Below are 20136 nucleotides of genomic sequence, written 5' to 3' on the forward strand. Positions count from 1 at the left end.
CCATGAAAGCCCGCGACCTGATGCTGGAGCGCTTTTCGGCGCTCAGTCCCACGCTGCAGGCGGCGGCGCGTTTTGTGGTGGACCACCCGAACGAGGTGGTGATCGCCTCCATGCGAACCCTGGCCGAGCGCGCCGGGGCGCAGCCGGCCACGCTGGTGCGGCTGGCGCAGCAGCTGGGTTATTCGGGCTGGCCAGCGCTGAAGTCTGCCTTTGCCGAGGACCTGGGCCTGCATGCCGAGGGCTACGGCCAACGTGCCCAGAGCCTGGCGGCGCGCGGCGGCGATGCCGATCTGCTGGGCGAGATGTTTGCGGTGCAGCGCAACAACCTGGCGCTGACCGAGGCGCAGTGCGCGGCATCGCTGCATGAGGCGGCGCGGGCGCTGAAGCGGGGCAGGGCGGTGCATGTGGCGGGTTTCCGCGCCAGCTTTCCGGTGGCCTATTCGCTGGTCTATGGCTACCGCCTGTTTCGTGATTCGGTGCATTTGATCGACGGCCAGAGCGGCGGGCTGGAGATGCAGCTGCGCCCGATTGCACGGCAGGACGTGGTGGTGGCGATCAGCTTTGCGCCGTACTCGCGCGAGGTGCTGGCCGTGGTGGCGGCAGCGCAGGCCGCAGGCGCGCGCATCGTCGCGCTGACCGACAGCCATGCCTCGCCTCTGGCGCTGGCGGCTGAGGTGACGGTGCTGTTCTCGGTCGCCAGCCCGTCATTCTTCCCCTCGGTGGCGGCGGCGGTGGCCGTGACCGAAGCGCTGCTGGAGCTGCTGGTGGCCGATGCCGGCGCTGGTGTGGCACAGCAGATCGAGCGCACCGAGCAGCACTTGTTTGACTCCGGCGCCTACCTGCGCGCGCCCGGCAAAGCCTGAGCCCTGGCGCCCGGCCGCACGGCTGGGGCGCTTCTGATTCCCCTGCGGTTAAGACGTGCTTGCAACACTGCGCCAAATTTTCTATAGTCTGCAACATTCGTTTCTTTGATTAATTTAAAGAATCGTGTGTTTCATTCCCCGCCGACAGCGGGGTTGTGCTGGCTTTACTTCGCGCGCTCTCATGTCACATGTCATCCATCGCTCCCTGCGCTCCACGCCCCTGACCGCCGTGGGCGCCAAGGGCATCCAGATCACCGACCAGAACGGCAAGCAGTACATCGATGCCAGCGGCGGCGCGGCCGTGTCCTGCCTGGGCCATGCCCATCCGGACGTGCTGGCGGCCATGCATGCGCAAATCGACAAGCTGGCCTATGCCCACACCAGCTTCTTCACCACCGAGGTGTCTGAGGCGCTGGCCGACCACCTGGTGCGCCATGCGCCAGCGGGGATGGACCAGGTTTACTTTGTCTCTGGCGGCTCGGAAGCGGTCGAGGCGGCGCTGAAGCTGGCGCGCCAGTACTTTGTCGAGATCGGCCAGCCCGAGCGCACCCGCTTTGTGGCGCGGCGCCAGAGCTACCACGGCAACACCCTGGGCGCGTTGGCGGTGGGCGGCAACGAATGGCGGCGCCAGCAGTTCGCGCCGCTGCTGATGGACGTGGGCCATGTCGCGCCCTGCTACGAGTACCGCGACCGCCAGCCCGGCGAAACCCAGGACGCCTATACCCAGCGCCTGCTGGCCGAGCTGGATGCCGAGTTCCAGCGCATCGGCCCCGAGCGCGTGATTGCCTTTGTGGCAGAGACGGTGGTGGGCGCCACCGCTGGCGCCGTGCCGCCCACGCCCGGCTATTTCCGTGGCGTGCGGGCGCTGTGCGACCGCTACGGCATCTTGCTGATCGCCGACGAGGTGATGAGCGGCATGGGCCGCACCGGCACGCTGCATGCGGTGGAGCAAGAGGGCGTGGTGCCTGATCTGCTCACCATCGCCAAGGGCCTGGGCGGCGGCTACCAGCCGATTGGCGCGGTGCTGGCGCGCGGCGCGCTGATGGAGCCGATCCGCCAGGGCAGTGGCCTGTTCCAGCACGGCCACACCTACATCGGCCACCCAACGGCGGCCGCTGCCGCGCTGGCGGTGCAAGAGGTGATCCAGCGCGACGGCCTGCTGGCGGCGGTACGTGCGCGCGGCGACTACCTGCGCCAGGCGCTGGTGCAGCGCCTGGGCGCGCACCCGCATGTGGGCGACATCCGTGGCCGTGGCCTGTTCATGGGCGTGGAGCTGGTGCAAGAGCGCGACAGTCAGCAGCCCTTTGATCCGGCGCTGAAGCTGCATGCGCGCATCAAGGAGCGCGCCATGGCCAATGGCCTGCTGGTCTACCCGATGGGCGGAACCATCGACGGCCGTAGCGGTGACCACGTGCTGCTGGCGCCGCCCTTCATCGTGTCCGAAGCCGATCTGGACCAGATCACCGACCGCTTGACGACGGCCATCCAGCAGGCCATCGACGGTCTTCCTTCCCGCTGAGCCTTTTCACTTCCCTTCCTCAACCTACGAGCACGCCATGACCCGCCCATTCCACCCCGGATCTTTTTTACGCCATGGCTTGATGGCCGCCTGCCTGGCCACGCTGGGCCTGCAGGCCGCCTCGGCCGCCGAGCCCACTGGCACGCTCAAGAAAATCAAGGACAGCGGGCAGATCACGCTCGGCTACCGCGAAAGCTCGGTGCCCTTCTCTTACCTGGACGACAAGGCGCAACCGGTGGGCTACTCGATCGAGCTGTGCAAGCGCATCGTCGATGGCGTGAAGAAGGAGCTGGGCCTGCCGGCGCTGCAGGTCAAGCTGCAGCCGGTGACCTCGCAGAACCGCATCGCGCTGGTGTCCAACGGCACGGTGGACATGGAATGCGGCTCTACCGTCAACAACGCCGAGCGCCAGCCCATCGTCAACTTCAGCGTGACCACGTTCGTGGTGGCCACGCGCTTCATTGGCAAGAAGGCCGACAACCTGAAGACGCTGGACGACCTGAAGGGCAAGACCGTGGTGATGACCACCGGCACCAACACCGTGAAGCGCGTGCGTGACCTGAACACCGCGCGCAGCCTGGGCCTGAACATGCTCTACGGCAAGGACCACGCAGACTCGATGCTGCTGATGACCTCGGGCCGCGCCGTGGCCTTTTTTGAGGACGATATTTTGCTGACCGGCATGGCCGCCGTGTCCAACACGCCGCACGACTTTGCGCTGAGCACCGAGGGCTATAGCGCCGACCCCTACGCCATCATGCTGCCCAAGGGCGATGCCGAGTTCAAGAAGCTGGCCGATGGTGTGCTGACCGGCCTGTTCCGCAGCGGCGAGATCAAGCCGATCTACGAGCGCTGGTTTGTCCAGCCGATCCCGCCGAAGAACATCACGCTCAACTTCCCCATGGGCGCGGCGCTGAAGAACGTGATTGCCACGCCTACCGACTCGCCCGATCCAGAGGCTTACCGTTGAGCGCCAGTACCCAGGAAGACCGCCTGCCACCACTGCCACCCGAGCAGTGGACGCCAGAGCAGCGCGAGTATGCCGAAGAGATCATCCGTGGCCCGCGCGGCGCCTTGGTGTCACCCTTTGTGCCGCTGCTGCGCAGCCCCGAGCTGATGGCCCACGCGCAGCGCATGGGCGAGTACCTGCGCTACCGCAGCGTGCTGGGCCAGCGGCTGTCGGAATTTGCCATTTTGCTGACTGCGCGGGAATGGTCGCAGCAGGTGGAGTGGGCGATCCACGCGCCCATTGCCGAGCGCGAGGGCGTGGCGCCGGAGACGGTGCGCGCCATTGCACAAGGGCAGCGCCCGCAGGGTTTGCAGGACGACGAGGCCGTGGTCTATGACTTCTGCCTGGAACTGCACCGCGACAAGGCCGTATCCGACGCCACCTGGGCGCGCGCCGTGCAGCGCTTTGGCGAGCGCGGCGCGGTCGATTTGATCGGCATCACCGGCTACTACAGCTTCTTGTCGATGGTGATGAATGCGGCGCGAACGGCGGTGCCTGAATCGTCAGCACCGCCGCTGGTTTAAGCCGTCTCTGCGCTGGCCTGGTCCAGTTGCTCGATGGCTTCGGCGTCCAGCTCCAACTGCGCGGCATCCACCAGTTCCTTCAACTGCGGCAGCGAGGTGGCGCTGGCGATGGGCGCGGTGATGCCGGGGCGGGCGATCTGCCAGGCCAGGGCGACCTGGCCGGGCGTGACGTCGTAGCGCTCGGCTACTTCGTCCAGCTCGGCCAGGATGCGCAGGCCGCGCGGGTTCAGGTAGGTGCTGGTGGTCTTGGGGCCGCGTGCGCTCTTGGCGGCATCGGCCTCGGTGCGGTACTTGCCGGTGAGGAAGCCCGCGGCCAGTGCATAGAAGTTGATGACGCCGACCTTGCGCTCCAGGCACAGCGGGCCCAGCGCGTCTTCGAACACCTTGCGGTCGTACAGGTTGTAGAGCGGCTGCAGGCTTTCGTAGCGCGCCAGGCCGTGGCGCTCGCTCACGTCCAGCGCTTCCTTCAGGCGATCGGCCGTGAAGTTGGAGGCGCCGATGGCACGCACCTTGCCCTCTTTGATCAGGTCGCCAAAGGTGCCCAGCACGTCTTCCAGCGGCACGCTGGGGTCGTCGTCGTGCGACTGGTAGAGGTCGATGTGGTCGGTCTGCAGGCGCTTGAGCGATGCATCCACCGCCTGGCGGATATAGGCCGGGCGCAGGCCGACCTTGTCGTCTGCCATGGGTTTGCCGACCTTGGTGGCCAGCACCAGCTGGTTGCGGCGGCCGCTTTTCTTGAGCCACTTGCCGATGATGGTTTCTGACTCGCCGCCGCTGTGGCCGGGCACCCAGCGCGAATAGACGTCGGCGGTATCGACAAAGTTCATGCCGGCATCAAGCCAGGTGTCGAGCAGGGAGAAGGAGGTGGCTTCATCCACCGTCCAACCGAAAACATTGCCGCCAAAAGTCAGCGGCGACACCTGAAGGCCAGAGCGGCCGAGCGGGCGGAGAGACATGCGAGAGCCTTTCGTTGTGTGTATTCGGGAACCACACATTCTTGCTGCTTTGCGCTGCGCCTGCTGGGTCACGCCGATGGCGCTTCTTTAATGATAGCTATAAGCCCAGGTGTCTATTGGGCTGAAGGCACTTTTCGCCATTATTCGATGCGCTCATGCGCATCGGCGCTGCCCACGCGCCAGTAGCCCGCCGCCTTGGTCCAGGCCGGGCGGGCGCCGTGGTGGGCGATCAGGCTTGCGCGCAACTGCTTGGCTGCGCCGGTTTCGCAGGCGATCCAGGTGTGGAAGTCGCCCGGTGGCAGGGCCAGTGTGGGCAGTGCATCCAGCAGCAGCGAGGTGCTGCCGGGCGCGGCGCCTTGGCGGTGAACCCAGGTGATGCGTAGGTCAGTGCGGGTGCTGAAGGCGATCTCATCCGCCGGGCTGTCGACCTCGGCCAGCACGGTCACTGGTGCGCCGGCGGGCAGCTCTTCCAGCCGGCGGGCGATGGCGGGCAGGGCAGTGTCGTCGCCGATCAGCAGGTAGCCGTCGAAGGCGGCAGGGATCAGCATGGAGCCGCGCGGGCCGCCCACGCCCAGCGTCTGGCCGGGCTGGGCTTGTTCGGCCCAGCGCGTGGCGGGGCCGGCGTCGTGCAGCGCGAAGTCGATCGTCAGCGTGCCAGCAGCGGCGTCGTAGTGGCGCGGCGTGTAGTCGCGCATCTGCGGGCGCGGGCCGGGCCAGTTGATGCCGTCGGGGCCCATGCTGGGCCGGTCGATGCGGCCGGTAGCGGCATCGGGGAAGAAGAGCTTCACGTGGTCGTCAAAGCCGGGGCTGGCAAAGCCTTGCAGCTCGTCGCCTGCCAGCGTGACGCGGACCATGTGCGGCGTCAGGTGCGTGGCGCTGCGCACGGTCAGCAGGCGAAAGCGTGTGTCGTGGCGCACGCGCTGCGTGGCGCACGCGCTGCGTGGCGCGCGGGTCTTCGGTGGTGGTGAGAGGGGCGGTCATCCAATTTTCTCCAGTCGTTGGGCCGCGTCATCCAGGACGGCGGCGATGGCGTGCACCTGTTCCTCGGTCAGAGGGGTGCGGGACAGGCGCATGTGCATCGCGAGCTTCAGGTTCTGCACCGCGCGCACCACCGGCGGCGGGCGCAGGCCGTGCACGGTGTCGGTGGCGTCCATGCGGGCCAGCAGCGCATCGGTTTCTGTGCGCTGGGCCGCCAGGTGCTCGGTGCCGGCGGCTGTCACCGTGTAGCGCTTGCGGGTGCCGCCTTCGCTAGTGTCGACGCTGGCGTAGCCCAGCTCTTCCAGCAAGGTGAGCGTGGGGTAGACCACGCCGGGGCTCGGGCTGTAGCGGCCGCCCAGGCGCTCTTCAATGGCCTTGATCAGCTCGTAGCCGTGGCGCGGTTTGTCGGCAATGAGCTGCAGCAGCACCAGGCGCAGGCCGCCATGGCCAAACACCCGGCCGCCGCCGCGTCCGCCGCGCCCGGCAGCGGGGGAGAAGTCATCCAGCATGGCTGTCTTTCGATGTGATTTAGATTTAATAAGATATATCTAATTAATATCTAAAACAAGGCCTTGGTAGCATACGGTTGCAAACAGGCGCAGGCCGGGCCGCAAGATCGTGGCGCCCTGCCTTGTGCGCAGCCTCATCCACCCTTGGAGATTTGCCATGTCCTTCCTGCTTTCCTCACCCCGCCGTAGGGCCTGCGCCGCCCTGGCGTCTGTCGCCGTACTGGCCTTGGCATCTGGCTGCGTTGCGTGGAAAACCTCCTCCAGCCCGGTGACGCTGGGCGCCACGCTGACCGGCGCGGCAGAGGTGCCGCCGGTGCAGTCGTCAGGCACGGGCACGCTGCAGGCCTGGTACAGCAAGGAAACGGGCAGCCTGCGCTGGCGGCTGACCTATACGGGCCTGAGCGGCGCGGCCACGGCGGCGCACTTCCACGGCCCGGCGGCGGTGGGCGCCAATGCCGGCGTCTTGGTGCCGATTGGCGCGCCCTACACCGGCAGCCAGGAGGGCGTGTCTGCGATCACGCCGGCCCAGGCCAGCGATCTGCTGGCGGGCCGCTGGTATGTCAATGTGCATACCCAGCAGCATCCGGGCGGGGAGATTCGTGGGCAGGTGACTGTTCAGTAGCTCTCCCCCAGGCTTCGCACTTCGTGCCTCCGCCAACCCCCTCTACGGCCTGACAAAGCCAGATCCGTGGTGTTTTTGGGTTGGGCTGGGGCTTGTTGTGGGGTGCTTGCCTGTTGCCCAAACCCTTTCGTTAGGGGAAAAGGGGCGCTCGACTTAAAATCGTGGGTTCCCCCCAGAAAGCTCCGCGATGAACGCCCCCGTTGACGTTTCCTTTTTCGCGCGTGCCGCAAAGCCCCTGACCAGCTACCGCAAGTACTGGGCGGCGCGTTTTGGTACCGCGAAATTCCTGCCCACCAGCCGTGCCGAGATGGACGCGCTGGGCTGGGACAGCTGCGACATCATCGTGGTCACCGGCGATGCCTATGTCGACCACCCGAGCTTTGGCATGTCGGTGATCGGCCGCATGCTGGAGGCGCAGGGCTTTCGCGTGGGCATCATTGCCCAGCCTGACTGGCAGAGCGCCGACCCGTTCAAGGTGCTGGGCAAGCCGAATCTGTTCTTCGGCGTGACCGCCGGCAACATGGATTCGATGATCAACCGGTACACCGCCGACCGGAAGATCCGCAGCGACGACGCCTACACGCCCGGTGATGTGGGCGGCAGCCGCCCCGACCGCGCGGCCATCGTCTACTCGCAGCGCTGCAAGGAAGCCTGGAACGACGTGCCCATCATCCTGGGCGGCATCGAAGGCAGCCTGCGCCGCATCGCCCATTACGACTACTGGTCTGACAAGGTACGCCGCAGCATCGTGGTCGATGCCAAGTGCGACCTGCTGCTGTATGGCAACGCCGAGCGCGCCATCGTCGAGATCGCCCACCGCCTGGCCGCGCGCGAGCCGGTGCAGCAAATCACCGACGTGCGCGGCACCGCCTTCGTGCGGCGCGAGACGCCGGGCGAGCCCTGGTTCGAGATCGACTCCACCAGCGTCGATGCCCCAGGCCGCGTCGAGGCGCATGTGAACCCCTACCTGATGGTGTCCGACCAGGCCAAGGCCAACGGCGCCACCTGCGCCAAAGAGGACGAGGCCCAGGCCGTCGCCACCCAAGCCGAGGCGGCAGCCAAGGGCAAGGGCGCCGTCGCTGGCAGCCTGGCCGGCGCGGCCATCCAGCCGATCAAGTTCGTGGCCAACCCTTCGGTCAAGCTCAAGGTGCCGCCGCGCGACCGCAGCGTGATCCGCCTGCCCAGCTACGAGCAGGTGCGCAGCGACCCGGTGCTCTACGCCCACGCCAACCGCGTGCTGCACCTCGAGACCAACCCCGGCAACGCCCGCGCGCTGGTGCAGGCGCATGGCGAAGGCGCCACCGCGCGCGACGTGTGGATCAACCCGCCGCCCATCCCGCTCACCACGGCCGAGATGGACCACGTGTTTGACTTGCCCTACGCCCGCAGCCCGCACCCGCGCTATGCGGATGAGCAGGGCAGCCACGACGGCGCCACCAAGATCCCGGCCTGGGAAATGATTCGCTTCAGCGTGAACATCATGCGCGGCTGCTTTGGCGGCTGCACCTTCTGCTCGATCACCGAGCACGAGGGCCGCATCATCCAGAGCCGCTCTGAACAATCCATCATCAAAGAGGTCGAGGCCATCCGCGACAGCGTCAGCGGCTTCACCGGCACCATCTCGGACCTGGGCGGCCCGACCGCCAACATGTACCGTCTGGGCTGCAAGAGCCCTGAGATCGAATCGGCCTGCCGCAAGCCCAGTTGCGTCTACCCGGGCATTTGCCCGAACCTGGGCACCAACCACGATCCGCTGATCAAGATCTACCGCCGTGCGCGGGCCTTGAAGGGCATCAAGAAGATCCTGATCGGCTCCGGCCTGCGCTACGACCTGGCCGTGCAGTCGCCCGAGTACGTGAAAGAGCTGGTGCAGCACCATGTTGGCGGCTACCTGAAGATCGCGCCCGAGCACACCGAGACCGGCCCGCTCACCAAGATGATGAAGCCCGGCATCGGCAGCTATGACAAGTTCAAGCAGATGTTCGAGAAGTTCTCGGCCGAGGCGGGCAAGAAGCAGTACCTGATCCCGTACTTCATTGCCGCGCACCCGGGCACCAGCGACGGCGACATGATGAACCTGGCCATCTGGCTCAAGAAGAACGGCTTCCGTGCCGACCAGGTGCAGACCTTCTATCCCAGCCCCATGGCCACGGCCACGGCCATGTACCACAGCAACAAGAACCCGCTGCGCAAGATCACGCGCGACAGCGAGGCGGTTGACATCGTGCGCGGCGAGAAGCGCCGGCGCCTGCACAAGGCCTTCTTGCGCTACCACGACCCGAACAACTGGCCGCTGCTGCGCGAGGCGCTCAAGGCCATGGGCCGCGCCGACCTGATCGGCAATGGCAAGCACCACCTGATCCCGACCTTCCAGCCGCTGACCGATGGCAGCTACCAGAGCGCGCGCCGCAAAAATTCGACGCCACTCAAGACCGCAGCGACTGCCGCACCGGTGAAGGGCCGCATGCTGACCCAGCACACCGGGCTGCCGCCCCGCGACAACGGCTCGGGCAAGCCGGGCGGCAAGCCCGTGGCGCGCAAGCCGCGCTAGAACAAGTCCTTTCGAGGGTTTGCTTCGCAGTAGTTGGTTTTTTAGTGAAATATGCCTCTAGCCCAGGTGTGGCCTGGGCTTATAGCTATCTATTTGATAGTTACGCTGCCTTGTAGCGCAGGGGCGCGCTAAGCGGCTGCTGCTTATGTGGAATTCTGCTAAGTGCCGCCATTTTTATTCTTTGATGCAGTGCGGCGCGACTCCTACATTCAGTGCATAGCAGGCCGAGAGAGACACGGCCTGCGGCACAAGGAGCCGCATGATGACCACCGCATCCACCACTCTGGCACCGGGCCTTGAATCTGCCCGTGCCGTCGCACTTTCCACCGGTTTGCCCTATGCCGGCAGCGTCCCGCCAGGCCTGGCGTGGGAACTCTTCAACTCCGGCGCCGCCGCGCTTGTCGACGTGCGCACCGGCGAAGAGCGCAAGTTTGTCGGCCATGTGCCCGGCAGCCTGCACGTGGCCTGGGCCACCGGCACCAGCCTGACGCGCAACCCGCGCTTTGTGCGCGAGCTGGAGGCCAAGCTGGCGCAAGAAGGCGGCAAGGAAGCCGTGGTGCTGCTGCTGTGCCGCAGCGGCAAGCGCTCGGCCCTGGCCGCAGAGGCCGCCACCAAGGCCGGCTTCACCCAGGTCTTCAACGTGGCAGAAGGCTTCGAGGGCGAGATCGACACGCACCAGCACCGTGGTGCGGGTGACGGCTGGCGTTTTCATGGCCTGCCCTGGGTACAAGATTGATTGACCCCGCTGACTGCCAACGATCCGCCAGAAAGAATCCCCTGTGACCGTTTTTGATATCAAGCAGATCGTGGCTTCGCTGCATACCGTGCGGCAGGACTGGCGCGAGGCGCAGGCCCGCTCCAACGAGCCCGGCGGGCGCGAGTTCCCCTCGCGCGACGCGCTGGCGGAAGTCGTGGAGTCGCTCAAGGGCGCGCTGTTCCCGATGCGGTTGGGGCCCACCGACCTGCGCCAGGAGAGCGAAGACTTCTACGTTGGCCACACGCTGGACGCCGCACTGCACGCGCTGCTGGCGCAGATCCGCCTTGAGCTGCGCTACCAGACGCGCCACCTGGGCCGCGATGCGGCAGGCGACATCGGTGCGCGGGCAGAAGCCGCCGCGCAAGCCTTTGCGGCATCGCTGCCCGACATCCGGCGCCTGCTCGACAGCGACGTGCTGGCGGCCTACCACGGCGACCCGGCGGCGCGCAGCGTGGACGAAGTGCTGCTGTGCTACCCCGGCGTGCTGGCCATGATCCACCACCGGTTGGCGCACCGGCTCTACCAACTGGAGCTGCCGCTGCTGGCGCGCATCGTGGCCGAGCTGGCGCACGGGCAGACCGGCATCGACATCCACCCCGGCGCGCAGATTGGCGCCAGCTTCTTCATTGACCACGGCACCGGTGTCGTGATCGGCGAAACCACGGTGATCGGCCAGCGGGTGCGCGTGTACCAGGCGGTCACCTTGGGTGCCAAGCGCTTTCCCACCAATGGCGATGGCCACCTGCAAAAGGGGCTGCCGCGCCACCCGGTGGTGGAAGACGAGGTGGTCATCTATGCGGGCGCCACCATCCTCGGCCGCGTCACGCTGGGCCGTGGCGCGACCATCGGCGGCAATGTCTGGCTGACGCAGGATGTGCTGCCCGGCGCGCACGTGACCCAGGCCATATCGCGCAGCGACGGCGATGCGCGCGCCTGAGCCAGCCGCGACCGCGTCGGAGCTGGTCCAGATCTTTGGCTTGGCGGTGCGGCAATTGCGTGAGGCGCGTGGCTGGTCGCAAGAAGAGCTGGCCGAGCGCTCCCGCCTGAACCGTTCCTATGTGGGCGAGGTCGAGCGTGGCCGCGCCATTGCCTCGCTGGTCACCGCAGAGAAACTGGCGCTGGCGCTGGGCGTGAACATCATTGGCCTGTTCGGGCATTGCGATGCCATCACGCGGGCACGTACCGTGCGTGGCATCAACTTGGCGGCTATAGCATGTTGATGGCCGGCTGACGCCACCAGACACTGCGAACCGTTCCTTTTTCCAACCCCTAGATCGGAAGATTTCCATGACGGCAACCGTAGGCGGCACCACCGCCCTGGGCGACAACGCAGCCCGCCAACTAGCCAATGCCACCAAGACCGCTCCGCAGCTGGAGACCATCAGCCCGCGCTGGCTGACGCACCTGCTGCAATGGGTGCCGGTGGAGGCGGGCATCTACCGCCTGAACAAGGTCAAGAACCCCGAGTCGATCAAGGTCACCTGCACCGCCAAGGAGAGCGAGAACCAACTGCCGCGCACCTTCGTCGACTACGAAGAAAACCCGCGCGAGTACTACCTGAATGCCGTCAGCACCGTGCTGGACGTGCACACCCGCATCTCTGACCTCTACAGCAGCCCGCACGACCAGATCAAGGAGCAACTGCGCCTGACGATCGAGACGATCAAGGAGAACCAGGAGAGCGAGCTCATCAACAACCCCGACTACGGCCTGCTGGCCCAGGTGACGGACGAGCAGCGCATCTTCCCGCTGACCGGCGCGCCCACGCCCGACGACCTGGACGAGCTGCTGACCAAGGTCTGGAAAGAGCCCGCCTTCTTCCTGGCGCACCCCTTGGCCATTGCTGCCTTTGGCCGTGAAGCCACGCGCCGCGGCACGCCGCCGCCGACCGTGAGCCTGTTTGGCTCGCAGTTCATCACCTGGCGCGGCATCCCGCTGATCCCATCCAACAAGGTGCCGGTGGCCGATGGCAAGAGCAAGATCCTGCTGCTGCGCGTGGGCGACAAGCGCCAGGGCGTGGTCGGTCTGTTCCAGCCCGGCCTGCCAGGCGAGCAGGCACCCGGCCTGTCGGTGCGCTTCATGGGCATCAACAACCACGCCATCGCCTCTTACCTGATCTCGCTGTACTGCTCGCTCGCCGTGCTGACCACCGATGCATTGGCGGTGCTGGACGATGTCGAGGTCAACAAGTACCACGACTACCCGGACACCTACAAGTAAGAAGCCGTGGCGATGACCCCCGCTTCTTCCCCTGTGAGCGTGCCGCAGGCGCCCGAGGCGCCATTCGACCCGGCGGTGCTTGCACGCATGGCGACAGCCTTGTTTGCTGCGCTGCCTGGCGAATCGCCCAGCCCGGTCGGCCTGCAGGCGCCGGTCAATATTGCCCCGCCAGGTTCGCCATTGACGAGCCCGGCGGGCTTCGGCCCTGGCGTGCCGGGCACGCCGATTCCGCAAGGGCAGGTGCCTGGCACCAACCTGTTGCCGGCATCGCCCACGCCCGTGCTGTCGCTGGCCAACCGCGCGCCCGCGCTGCTGCCGCATGCGACCGCCGCCAACGGCTTGCCGGATACGGTGACCAGCACCGTGCCGGCCTACGAGCCGCGCTTTGGCAGCGCCGTGCTGGGCGTACCCGAGGCCCAGGCCGCGGGTGCATCCAGTGCTGCGCGCCATCCGGCGTCGCCGTTCTATTTCCTCGGCGACAACCACGGCCAGCCTTCACCTAGCGGGCGTAGCAGTTCGCTGGATACGCTGGCGCGCCAGCCGTTTGCCACGCCCGAGGCACCGCGCGTGTCTGCTGCCCCGGCAGGCGCTGCCGTGCCGCAAACGGCACCGTCGGGCGAGCCGAAGTACTACTTCGTCGATGCCGTGGTGCTGCCCAGCGGCTATGTGACGCCGGCCAAGCCAGCGCCGCATGGCACGGTGCCGCTCGCGGGGCAGGGCCAGCACCCGCCCTTCGACGTGAACGCCATCCGCCGCGATTTCCCGATCCTGCAGGAGCGCGTGAACGGCAAGCAACTGGTGTGGTTCGACAACGCCGCCACCACGCACAAGCCGCAGTCGGTGATCGACCGCATCGCCTACTTCTACGAGCACGAGAACTCCAACATCCACCGCGCAGCGCATGAGCTGGCTGCGCGCGCCACCGACGCCTATGAAGGCGCCCGCGAGCGCGTGCGAAAGTTCATCAACGCACCGGAAGTGGAAGAGGTGATCTTCGTGCGCGGCACCACCGAGGCCATCAACCTCGTGGCCAAGAGCTGGGGCGGCCAGCATGTGGGCGAGGGCGACGAGATCATCGTCAGCAACCTGGAGCACCACGCCAACATCGTGCCCTGGCAGCAGCTTGCTGCCGCCAAGGGCGCGAAGCTGCGCGTGATCCCGGTTGACGACAAAGGCCAGGTGTTGCTGGACGAGTACCGCAAGCTGCTCAACGACCGCACCAAGATCGTTGCCGTCACGCAGGTCTCCAACGCGCTGGGCACGGTGGTGCCGGTGAAAGAGATCGTCGAGCTGGCACACCGCGCTGGCGCGAAGGCGCTGGTTGATGGTGCGCAATCCATCTCGCACATGCGGGTGGATGTGCAGGACATCGGCGCCGACTTCTTCGTGTTCTCCGGCCACAAGGTGTTCGGCCCGACCGGCATTGGCGTGGTCTGGGGCAAGCGCGAGGTGCTCGAAGACATGCCCCCGTGGCAGGGCGGCGGCAACATGATTGCCGACGTCACCTTCGAGAAGACCGTGTTCCAGCCGATCCCGAACAAGTTCGAGGCCGGCACCGGCAACATCGCCGACGCGGTGGGCCTGGGCGCTGCCATCGACTACGTGAACCGGGTGGGCATAGAGAACATCGCGCGCTACGAGCACGACCTGCTGGTGTATGGCATGGCGCAACTCGGCGCGATTCCGGGTGTGCGCTTGATCGGCACGGCGGCCGACAAGGCCAGCGTGATGTCCTTTGTGCTGGCCGGCTACAGCACCGAAGAGGTGGGCCAGGCACTCAACGATGAAGGCATCGCGGTGCGTACGGGCCATCACTGCGCGCAGCCCATCCTGCGGCGCTTCGGCGTCGAGACCACGGTGCGGCCTTCGCTGGCGTTCTACAACACCTTCGATGAGATTGATCGGCTGGTGGCGGTGGTGCGGCGGTTGGCGGGGCAGCGGCGGCAGGGCTGAACACTCTTGTCATCCGACCCGGGCCGTTCTGGCCCGGGTCCGACTTGACGATTGCCGCTTGTGTGCCTCTGGCGCATAAGCTTCAAGCAACTCCTTCGTTGCCAATCGCGCCGCCTGACTAGACACTCCGCAGCCTATGGCGCTGCTTCATCCTGTTCCGGACCATCCGCAAGATATATCCGATGCTGGCAACGTGCAGACGGACCGCGTCGTCGGCTGGCTGCTGGACGGGCTGGAGTGGAATGCCAGCGTTTTCCATGTGGGTCAGTACTGCGGGCGCTGGCGGGCCTCGACCGCCGGCCATGCACGCGCGAGCTTTCACCTGATCCTGGAGGGCCGCTGCTGGCTGCACCTGCAGGGCAGTGCGCCAGTGCCGCTGGCGGCGCGCGACGGCGTGTTCCTGATGCGCGATGTGCCGCATTTCCTCTCACCCTATGCCGATCCGGCGATCGACTGCATGGCGCAGCCGATACAGCCTTTGGCGGCCAGCGGCGTGCTGGGTGAGACGGGCCTGGCCTGCGGATTTTTCTCATTCGATGGCGCGATGCGGGGCTTGGTGACGGATGCTTTTCCGCAATGCCTTGTACTGCGTGCTGCCGACCCGGCAATGGTGTCGGTGGGTGCTCTGTTTGACCTGATGCTGGAGGAGGCACGGCGCGGCGCCGCGGAGCCCTCGGCCGTGATGGACCGCTTGTCGGGCCTGCTGTTCTTCTACGCCCTGCGCCACGTGGCGAAGAACGACCCGTATGCACGCGGACTGTGGACGCTGTTGCGGCGGCCGGGCTTTGCGCCGCTGGTGGCGGAATTGCTGCAGGCCCCGGCGCGACCCTGGTCGGTGCAGGACATGGCGCAGCGCGTGCACCTCTCGCGCGCGGCGTTTTTTCGTCAGTTCGGCGAGGCCTGCGGGCAGTCGCCACTGCAATTTCTGCTGCTGCTTCGCATGCAGCTTGCGGCGCGCCGGCTGGAGCAGGGTGAATCCATCGGGCAGGTGGCGCAGGCCGTGGGCTACGAATCCTATGCGGCTTTCTCGCGTGCCTTCAAGCGGACGCTCGGTGAGCAGCCGGGCGCCTGGCAGCGTGCCCACACGCGCGACCCGCGCCAGGCCGGCACGAACGAGCACAAAAGCGCGACGCCCGGTCATTGATGGCAGGGCGCGCAGCGCGAAGAATCGGTGCCATGTCCTCACCGGAGAAGCCTCAATGGCACGCCTGACCCTACACACCGAAGCCACCGCGCCTGAAGCGAGCCGCGCCTTTGTGCAGCGCGCGCAAGCTAACAACGGCTTCCTGCCGAACCTGATCGGCGTCCTCGCCAGTTCACCGCAGGCGCTGGAAACCTACCTCACGGTTGCGCAGATCAACGCGCGCGGCGAGCTGCCGCTGCCCGAGCGCGAAGTGGTGCAGATCACCGCCGCCCGTATCCACGGCTGCGACTTTTGCGTGGCGGGCCATACGGCGGTGGCGCTCAAGCAGGGCAAACTATCTACGGCGTCGGTCGCGGCACTGCAGCACGGTCAGCCGACCGGCGATGCGCGGCTGGATGCCGTGCGCGAGTTTGCCGAGGCCGTCATTGCCCGGCGTGGCGCGGTGGACGATGCGGCGCTGGTGGCCTTCCGCCTTGCGGGCTTTTCAGAGCAGCAGGCGCTGGAAGTGGTGCTTGGCATCAGCCTGGCCACACTGTGCAACTTCGCCAACAGCCTTGCACAAAGCCCGGTGAACCCGCAGTTGCAGCCCTACCTTCCGCAGAACCTTGCGCAGGACGGGGTGGCGCATGCTGGCTGAGGCTGACCGCGCCTGGCTCGCGTCCAGTGCCGAATCGCTGGATGCGGACAACGCGCTGGCGCCGGAGGTCGTGCCACGCCTGGCTGCCGCAGGCCTGTTTGGCCTGGGCGTGCCGCGTGAGTGGGGCGGGCAGGGCGGTGACGTATGGGACGGGGTCGAGGCCATAGCGGCTGTTGCGGGCGAGTCGCTCGCGGCAGCGTTCACGTTCTGGGGGCAACGAGCCTTCATCGAGTATTTGCTGCAGTCGCCCAACACGGCGCTACGCGAGCGCTGGCTGCCGCTGCTGCTCGCCGGCACGCAGGCGGGCGCCACCGGCTTGTCCAATGCCATGAAGTACCTGGGCGGCATTGAGACGCTGGGCATTACGGCCCAGTCGGTGGCGCAGGGCTGGCACTTGCAGGGCAGCGTTCCCTGGTGTACCAACCTGCGGCCGGATGGCTTCATTGCGGCGGCTGCGGTGGCCGCGCCGGGAACTGCCAAGCCCGTGGTAGCCGCATTGGTATCGGGGCGCAGTGGGCTCACGCGCAGCGACGACCTTGACCTGATCGCCCTGCGCGGCAGCAACACCGCATCGCTGCGCATCGACAGCCTGTTGCTGGAGCCGGCAGACCTGATTCACGAGGACGCAAACTTCTTCCTGCCGCGCGTGAGGCCAGCCTTCCTTGGTTTGCAGTGCGCGCTGTCAATCGGGCTGGCGCGGTCGGCGCTTGCGACCGCGCAGCGTACTGGCGGCGCGGGGCGCGAGGTGCTTGAGGCGCCGGTAAGCACCCAGCGGGCGGCGCTGGACGCTGCAACGGCCTCGTTGCGCGAAGGGCTGGCGGACAGCCGCGACGGCGGCCGCTTTGTGGCCCAGCCCGCCGCGCTCTTTCGTCTGCGTCTGGCGCTGGCGGACATCGTGCAACAGGCTTTGCTGCTGGAGCTGCAAGCAGGCGGTGGCCGTGCCTACCACCGGGACCAGTCGCTGACCTTCGCGCGGCGCTGGCGCGAGGCCGCTTTCATTCCCATCGTGACGCCCAGTGTCATGCAACTGCAGGGGGCATTGGCAAAGCAGGCCCAGGCCTTTCAGGCCGCGGTGGTATGAGCAGCACCTTGCCTGTATTGCAGGCGCGCGATCTGAGCTTTGGCTACAACGCACGCTCGCCGGTGTTCGCCGGCGTGTCGCTGCAGGTCGCGCCGCGCGAGATAGTCTGCCTGCTCGGTGGCAGCGGTTGCGGCAAATCCACCCTGCTGCGTGTGCTGGGCCGTCTGGAAGATCCCGGCGGTGCACACACTACGGGCGAGGTGCATTTCATGGACCAACCGCTGCGGGCACCACACCCGCGTGCGGCGCTGGTGTTCCAGCAGCCCAGCTTGCTGCCCTGGCTTGATACCGCACGCAACGCGGGCTTTGGGCTGGACTTCGCCAGCCAGCCCCCGGTTGGGCGCGCGGAGCTGCGCCGCCGCGTGGACGAGGCGCTGGCGGCGGTAGGGCTGGCGGGGCAGGGCGGCCTGTATCCACGGCAACTCTCAGGCGGCATGGCACAGCGCGTGGCTTTGGCCCGTGCCCTGGCGCGCGAGCCCTTGCTGCTGCTGGCCGACGAACCGTTCTCTGCGCTGGACGCCATCACGCGCACCGAGATGCAGGAGCTGCTGGTAGCGCTGGTGCATCGCTGGCAGACCGCCACGCTGCTGGTCACGCACGACATTGACGAGGCGATTGCCGTGGGCGACCGCATTCTCCTGATGGGCACCGTGTCCGGACAGCCCGCGCGCATTGTGCGCGAATGGCGCGTCGATATTGGCCGCCCGCGTGAGGCTGACCCGGTCGCCGTCACCGCGTTACGGCTGGACATTCTGGCTGCGCTGAACGGCGCGCGGCAGCTTGCCTCTTCCCGCAATCCTGAAAGGCTCACCGCATGAAGAACCTCATACCCGGTCACGCGTTCCCCACGCATGTCTGCGCCTCCTCGTCCTGCGACTGCGGCCTGACACGGCGCGACATGCTGCGGCTCTCGGCACTGGTCGGTGCGGGCGTGGCCGCGCCGTTGCTGGCGGCCGGTGATGCGCGCGCGCAGGCTTTTAAGGGCGATGATCAGCCCGTGAAGATCGGCTACCTGCCCATCACCGACGCCACGCCGCTGCTGGTGGCGCATGGCCGCGGACTGTTCGAGAAGGAGGGCCTGAAGGCAGAGGCGCCGCGGCTGTTCCGCTCCTGGGCGCAGATCGTCGAGGCCTTTGTCTCTGGCCAGGTCAACGTGGTGCACCTGCTCTCGCCTGCCACCTTGTGGGTGCGCTACGGCTCGAAATTTCCGGCCAAGATCGTGGCCTGGAACCACCTCAACGGCTCGGCCCTGACGGTGTTGCCTGAGGTGCAGACGGTCGCGGACCTGGGCGGGCGCACGGTGGCCATCCCGTTCTGGTATTCGATCCACAACATCCTGCTGCAGGATCTGCTGCGCAAGGAGGGGCTGACCGCCGTGACCCGCGCGCGCGGCAACGCGATCGGTCCGAAGGAGGTCAACCTGGTGGTGCTGCCGCCCGCCGAGATGGTGTCGGCGCTGGCGGGCAAGTCGATCGCGGGCTTCATCGTGGCCGATCCGTTCAACGCAGCGGCCGAGATCGCCGGGGTGGGCAAGGTCCTGCGCTTCTCCGGCGACGTATGGCGCGACCATGCCTGCTGCGTCACCTTCCTGGCCGAGCGCGACGTGGTCGACAAACCCGAATGGGCGCAACGCGTCACCAGCGCCATCGTGAAGGCGCAATTGTGGACGCGCGGCAACCGGCTGGAAACCGCTACGCTGCTGTCGAGTGCGGGCGAGCACAAGTACATGCCGCACCCGCAGCGCACGCTGGCCAAGGTGCTGGCCGCGACTGACTATGCCGACTACGAGGCCAGCGGTGTGGTACGCAACAAGGGGTGGTCGCAGCACCGCATCGACTTCCAGCCTTACCCCTACGCGTCCTACACCGAAGAGTTGGTGCGCGCCATCAAGGCCACGAAGGTCGAGGGCGACACCACCTTCCTGAACGCGCTGGATCCGAAGTTCGTGGCGCGCGATCTGGTAGACGACCGCTTTGTGCGCAAGGCCATCGCGAGCGTGGGTGGCCCGCAGGTGTTCGGTGTGCCGGCCGACTACACGCGGCGCGAAACCATTGTGGCCTGAGGTGAGGCGCATCCTGCTGCCGCTGGGTGGCATTGCACTGGTGCTGCTGCTGTGGTCCGCGGGCGCGACGCTGCTGGTGCAGCGCACGCCGGTGGCCGCGGCGTTCGCGCCGCTGCCGTCGCTGGAGGCGCTGTGGCGGCTGGTTACCGGGCCCGACATCTGGTACCACACCCTGCTGAGCCTGCAGCGTGTGGCGGTCGGCTTGCTGCTGGCTTTTGCCTTTGGCGTGCCGCTGGGAATCCTCACCGGGGTGTGGCGCCGCTTTGCGCAGGCCACCACGCCGGTGTTTCAGTTCCTGCGCATGATCTCGCCGCTGTCGTGGATGCCGATTGCCGTGATGGTGCTGGGCGTGGGCGATGCGCCGGTGTACTTCCTGCTGGCGTTCGCCGCAGTCTGGCCGATCCTGCTGAACACCGCCGCAGGGGTGGCGCAGCTCGATGCCAATTGGCTGCTGCTGGCGCGCAGCCTGTCGGCAACGCGGCGCGAGCTGGTGTTGCGGGTGATTCTGCCGGGCATCACGGCGCACATCCTGACCGGCGTGCGGCTGGCCATCGGCATCATCTGGATCGTGCTGGTGCCGGCCGAGATGCTGGGCGTTTCCGCGGGCCTGGGCTACTTCATCCTGGACACGCGGGATCGCCTGGCCTATTCAGAGCTCATGGCCGTGATCGTGCTGATCGGTGCACTGGGCTACCTGCTCGACCATTTGGCGCGTTGGTTGCATGCGCGCTGGCTGCACGCGTAGGGCTTT

General features: G+C 67.0%; 20 protein-coding genes. 17 read left to right on the plus strand and 3 right to left on the minus strand.

Annotated elements, in window-relative coordinates:
- Nucleotides 1-2 precede the first annotated feature (2 nt).
- The 4 genes from AAFF27_11435 (at nt 3) to AAFF27_11450 (ending at nt 3915) form a co-directional block, all read left to right on the plus strand.
- On the plus strand, nt 3-863 hold the full coding sequence (locus AAFF27_11435; GenBank protein XAH25757.1) for a MurR/RpiR family transcriptional regulator: 861 nt from the start codon (nt 3-5) through the stop codon (nt 861-863).
- Nucleotides 864-1044: 181 nt separating this feature from the next.
- Nucleotides 1045-2382, plus strand: coding sequence for an aspartate aminotransferase family protein (locus tag AAFF27_11440; GenBank protein ID XAH25758.1), 1338 nt, complete (start codon nt 1045-1047; stop codon nt 2380-2382).
- Between the two features lie 37 nt (nt 2383-2419).
- Nucleotides 2420-3352, plus strand: a complete 933-nt coding sequence (locus AAFF27_11445) for an amino acid ABC transporter substrate-binding protein (protein XAH25759.1) — start codon at nt 2420-2422, stop codon at nt 3350-3352.
- Nucleotides 3349-3915 (plus strand): carboxymuconolactone decarboxylase family protein, encoded by a 567-nt coding sequence (locus tag AAFF27_11450; GenBank protein ID XAH25760.1) that lies wholly within the window; start codon nt 3349-3351, stop codon nt 3913-3915. Before AAFF27_11445 ends, AAFF27_11450 begins: the two co-directional genes overlap by 4 nt.
- On the opposite strand, the gene AAFF27_11455 is transcribed toward AAFF27_11450, so the two are convergent.
- From AAFF27_11455 to AAFF27_11465, 3 genes are all read right to left on the minus strand, one after another.
- Complete coding sequence (locus AAFF27_11455) at nt 3912-4871, minus strand: aldo/keto reductase (GenBank protein XAH25761.1); 960 nt, start codon at nt 4869-4871, stop codon at nt 3912-3914. The two genes, AAFF27_11450 and AAFF27_11455, sit on opposite strands and share 4 nt — an antisense overlap.
- A gap of 140 nt (nt 4872-5011) precedes the next feature.
- A complete protein-coding gene (locus AAFF27_11460) occupies nt 5012-5788 on the minus strand; it encodes a siderophore-interacting protein (protein ID XAH25762.1) in 777 nt (258 codons plus the stop codon).
- A 60-nt stretch (nt 5789-5848) separates the two neighbouring features.
- Nucleotides 5849-6358 carry a PadR family transcriptional regulator gene (locus AAFF27_11465; protein ID XAH25763.1) on the minus strand — a complete coding sequence of 170 codons (510 nt, stop codon included), beginning with the start codon at nt 6356-6358 and terminating at the stop codon, nt 5849-5851.
- 157 nt (nt 6359-6515) lie between these two features.
- Between AAFF27_11465 and AAFF27_11470 the strand changes: the two genes are divergently transcribed.
- The 13 genes from AAFF27_11470 to AAFF27_11530 all read left to right on the plus strand — a co-directional run bounded on the left by AAFF27_11470 (nt 6516) and on the right by AAFF27_11530 (nt 20130).
- On the plus strand, nt 6516-6980 hold the full coding sequence (locus AAFF27_11470; GenBank protein ID XAH25764.1) for a CHRD domain-containing protein: 465 nt from the start codon (nt 6516-6518) through the stop codon (nt 6978-6980).
- Nucleotides 6981-7167: 187 nt separating this feature from the next.
- Complete coding sequence (locus AAFF27_11475; GenBank protein ID XAH25765.1) at nt 7168-9531, plus strand: YgiQ family radical SAM protein; 2364 nt, start codon at nt 7168-7170, stop codon at nt 9529-9531.
- Between the two features lie 262 nt (nt 9532-9793).
- A complete protein-coding gene (locus AAFF27_11480; protein XAH25766.1) occupies nt 9794-10267 on the plus strand; it encodes a rhodanese-like domain-containing protein in 474 nt (157 codons plus the stop codon).
- Nucleotides 10268-10310: 43 nt separating this feature from the next.
- Entirely contained in the window at nt 10311-11225 is a 915-nt protein-coding gene (gene epsC / locus AAFF27_11485) for a serine O-acetyltransferase EpsC (GenBank protein ID XAH25767.1), read from the plus strand.
- Nucleotides 11212-11508, plus strand: a complete 297-nt coding sequence (locus AAFF27_11490; GenBank protein XAH25768.1) for a helix-turn-helix transcriptional regulator — start codon at nt 11212-11214, stop codon at nt 11506-11508. Before epsC ends, AAFF27_11490 begins: the two co-directional genes overlap by 14 nt.
- A 67-nt stretch (nt 11509-11575) precedes the next feature.
- Nucleotides 11576-12508: a family 2A encapsulin nanocompartment shell protein gene (locus tag AAFF27_11495; GenBank protein XAH25769.1), complete on the plus strand. Its 933-nt coding sequence runs from the start codon at nt 11576-11578 to the stop codon at nt 12506-12508.
- Between the two features lie 12 nt (nt 12509-12520).
- On the plus strand, nt 12521-14461 hold the full coding sequence (locus tag AAFF27_11500) for a family 2A encapsulin nanocompartment cargo protein cysteine desulfurase (GenBank protein ID XAH25770.1): 1941 nt from the start codon (nt 12521-12523) through the stop codon (nt 14459-14461).
- A 193-nt stretch (nt 14462-14654) separates the two neighbouring features.
- On the plus strand, nt 14655-15605 hold the full coding sequence (locus AAFF27_11505) for an AraC family transcriptional regulator (protein XAH25771.1): 951 nt from the start codon (nt 14655-14657) through the stop codon (nt 15603-15605).
- A 55-nt stretch (nt 15606-15660) separates the two neighbouring features.
- On the plus strand, nt 15661-16242 hold the full coding sequence (locus AAFF27_11510) for a carboxymuconolactone decarboxylase family protein (GenBank protein XAH25772.1): 582 nt from the start codon (nt 15661-15663) through the stop codon (nt 16240-16242).
- Entirely contained in the window at nt 16232-17323 is a 1092-nt protein-coding gene (locus tag AAFF27_11515) for an acyl-CoA dehydrogenase family protein (protein XAH25773.1), read from the plus strand. Before AAFF27_11510 ends, AAFF27_11515 begins: the two co-directional genes overlap by 11 nt.
- Entirely contained in the window at nt 17320-18141 is an 822-nt protein-coding gene (locus AAFF27_11520; protein XAH25774.1) for an ABC transporter ATP-binding protein, read from the plus strand. Before AAFF27_11515 ends, AAFF27_11520 begins: the two co-directional genes overlap by 4 nt.
- Complete coding sequence (locus AAFF27_11525) at nt 18138-19385, plus strand: ABC transporter substrate-binding protein (protein ID XAH25775.1); 1248 nt, start codon at nt 18138-18140, stop codon at nt 19383-19385. The genes AAFF27_11520 and AAFF27_11525 overlap by 4 nt, the downstream gene beginning before the upstream one ends.
- Nucleotides 19375-20130: an ABC transporter permease gene (locus tag AAFF27_11530; protein ID XAH25776.1), complete on the plus strand. Its 756-nt coding sequence runs from the start codon at nt 19375-19377 to the stop codon at nt 20128-20130. The genes AAFF27_11525 and AAFF27_11530 overlap by 11 nt, the downstream gene beginning before the upstream one ends.
- Nucleotides 20131-20136: the final 6 nt, after the last annotated feature.

Source organism: Xylophilus sp. GW821-FHT01B05, from assembly GCA_038961845.1.
In the GTDB taxonomy this organism is placed as follows: Bacteria; Pseudomonadota; Gammaproteobacteria; order Burkholderiales; family Burkholderiaceae_C; genus Xylophilus.

Coding starts and splice junctions, on each gene's coding strand:
- AAFF27_11445 (XAH25759.1), top strand. CDS start 2,420: ATGACCCGCCCATTCCACCCCGGATCTTTTTTACGCCATGGCTTGATG.
- AAFF27_11480 (XAH25766.1), top strand. CDS start 9,794: ATGACCACCGCATCCACCACTCTGGCACCGGGCCTTGAATCTGCCCGT.
- AAFF27_11525 (XAH25775.1), top strand. CDS start 18,138: ATGAAGAACCTCATACCCGGTCACGCGTTCCCCACGCATGTCTGCGCC.
- AAFF27_11500 (XAH25770.1), top strand. CDS start 12,521: ATGACCCCCGCTTCTTCCCCTGTGAGCGTGCCGCAGGCGCCCGAGGCG.
- AAFF27_11435 (XAH25757.1), top strand. CDS start 3: ATGAAAGCCCGCGACCTGATGCTGGAGCGCTTTTCGGCGCTCAGTCCC.
- AAFF27_11510 (XAH25772.1), top strand. CDS start 15,661: ATGGCACGCCTGACCCTACACACCGAAGCCACCGCGCCTGAAGCGAGC.
- AAFF27_11475 (XAH25765.1), top strand. CDS start 7,168: ATGAACGCCCCCGTTGACGTTTCCTTTTTCGCGCGTGCCGCAAAGCCC.
- AAFF27_11440 (XAH25758.1), top strand. CDS start 1,045: ATGTCACATGTCATCCATCGCTCCCTGCGCTCCACGCCCCTGACCGCC.
- AAFF27_11490 (XAH25768.1), top strand. CDS start 11,212: ATGCGCGCGCCTGAGCCAGCCGCGACCGCGTCGGAGCTGGTCCAGATC.
- AAFF27_11465 (XAH25763.1), bottom strand. CDS start 6,358: ATGCTGGATGACTTCTCCCCCGCTGCCGGGCGCGGCGGACGCGGCGGC.
- AAFF27_11495 (XAH25769.1), top strand. CDS start 11,576: ATGACGGCAACCGTAGGCGGCACCACCGCCCTGGGCGACAACGCAGCC.
- AAFF27_11470 (XAH25764.1), top strand. CDS start 6,516: ATGTCCTTCCTGCTTTCCTCACCCCGCCGTAGGGCCTGCGCCGCCCTG.
- AAFF27_11515 (XAH25773.1), top strand. CDS start 16,232: ATGCTGGCTGAGGCTGACCGCGCCTGGCTCGCGTCCAGTGCCGAATCG.
- AAFF27_11520 (XAH25774.1), top strand. CDS start 17,320: ATGAGCAGCACCTTGCCTGTATTGCAGGCGCGCGATCTGAGCTTTGGC.
- AAFF27_11455 (XAH25761.1), bottom strand. CDS start 4,871: ATGTCTCTCCGCCCGCTCGGCCGCTCTGGCCTTCAGGTGTCGCCGCTG.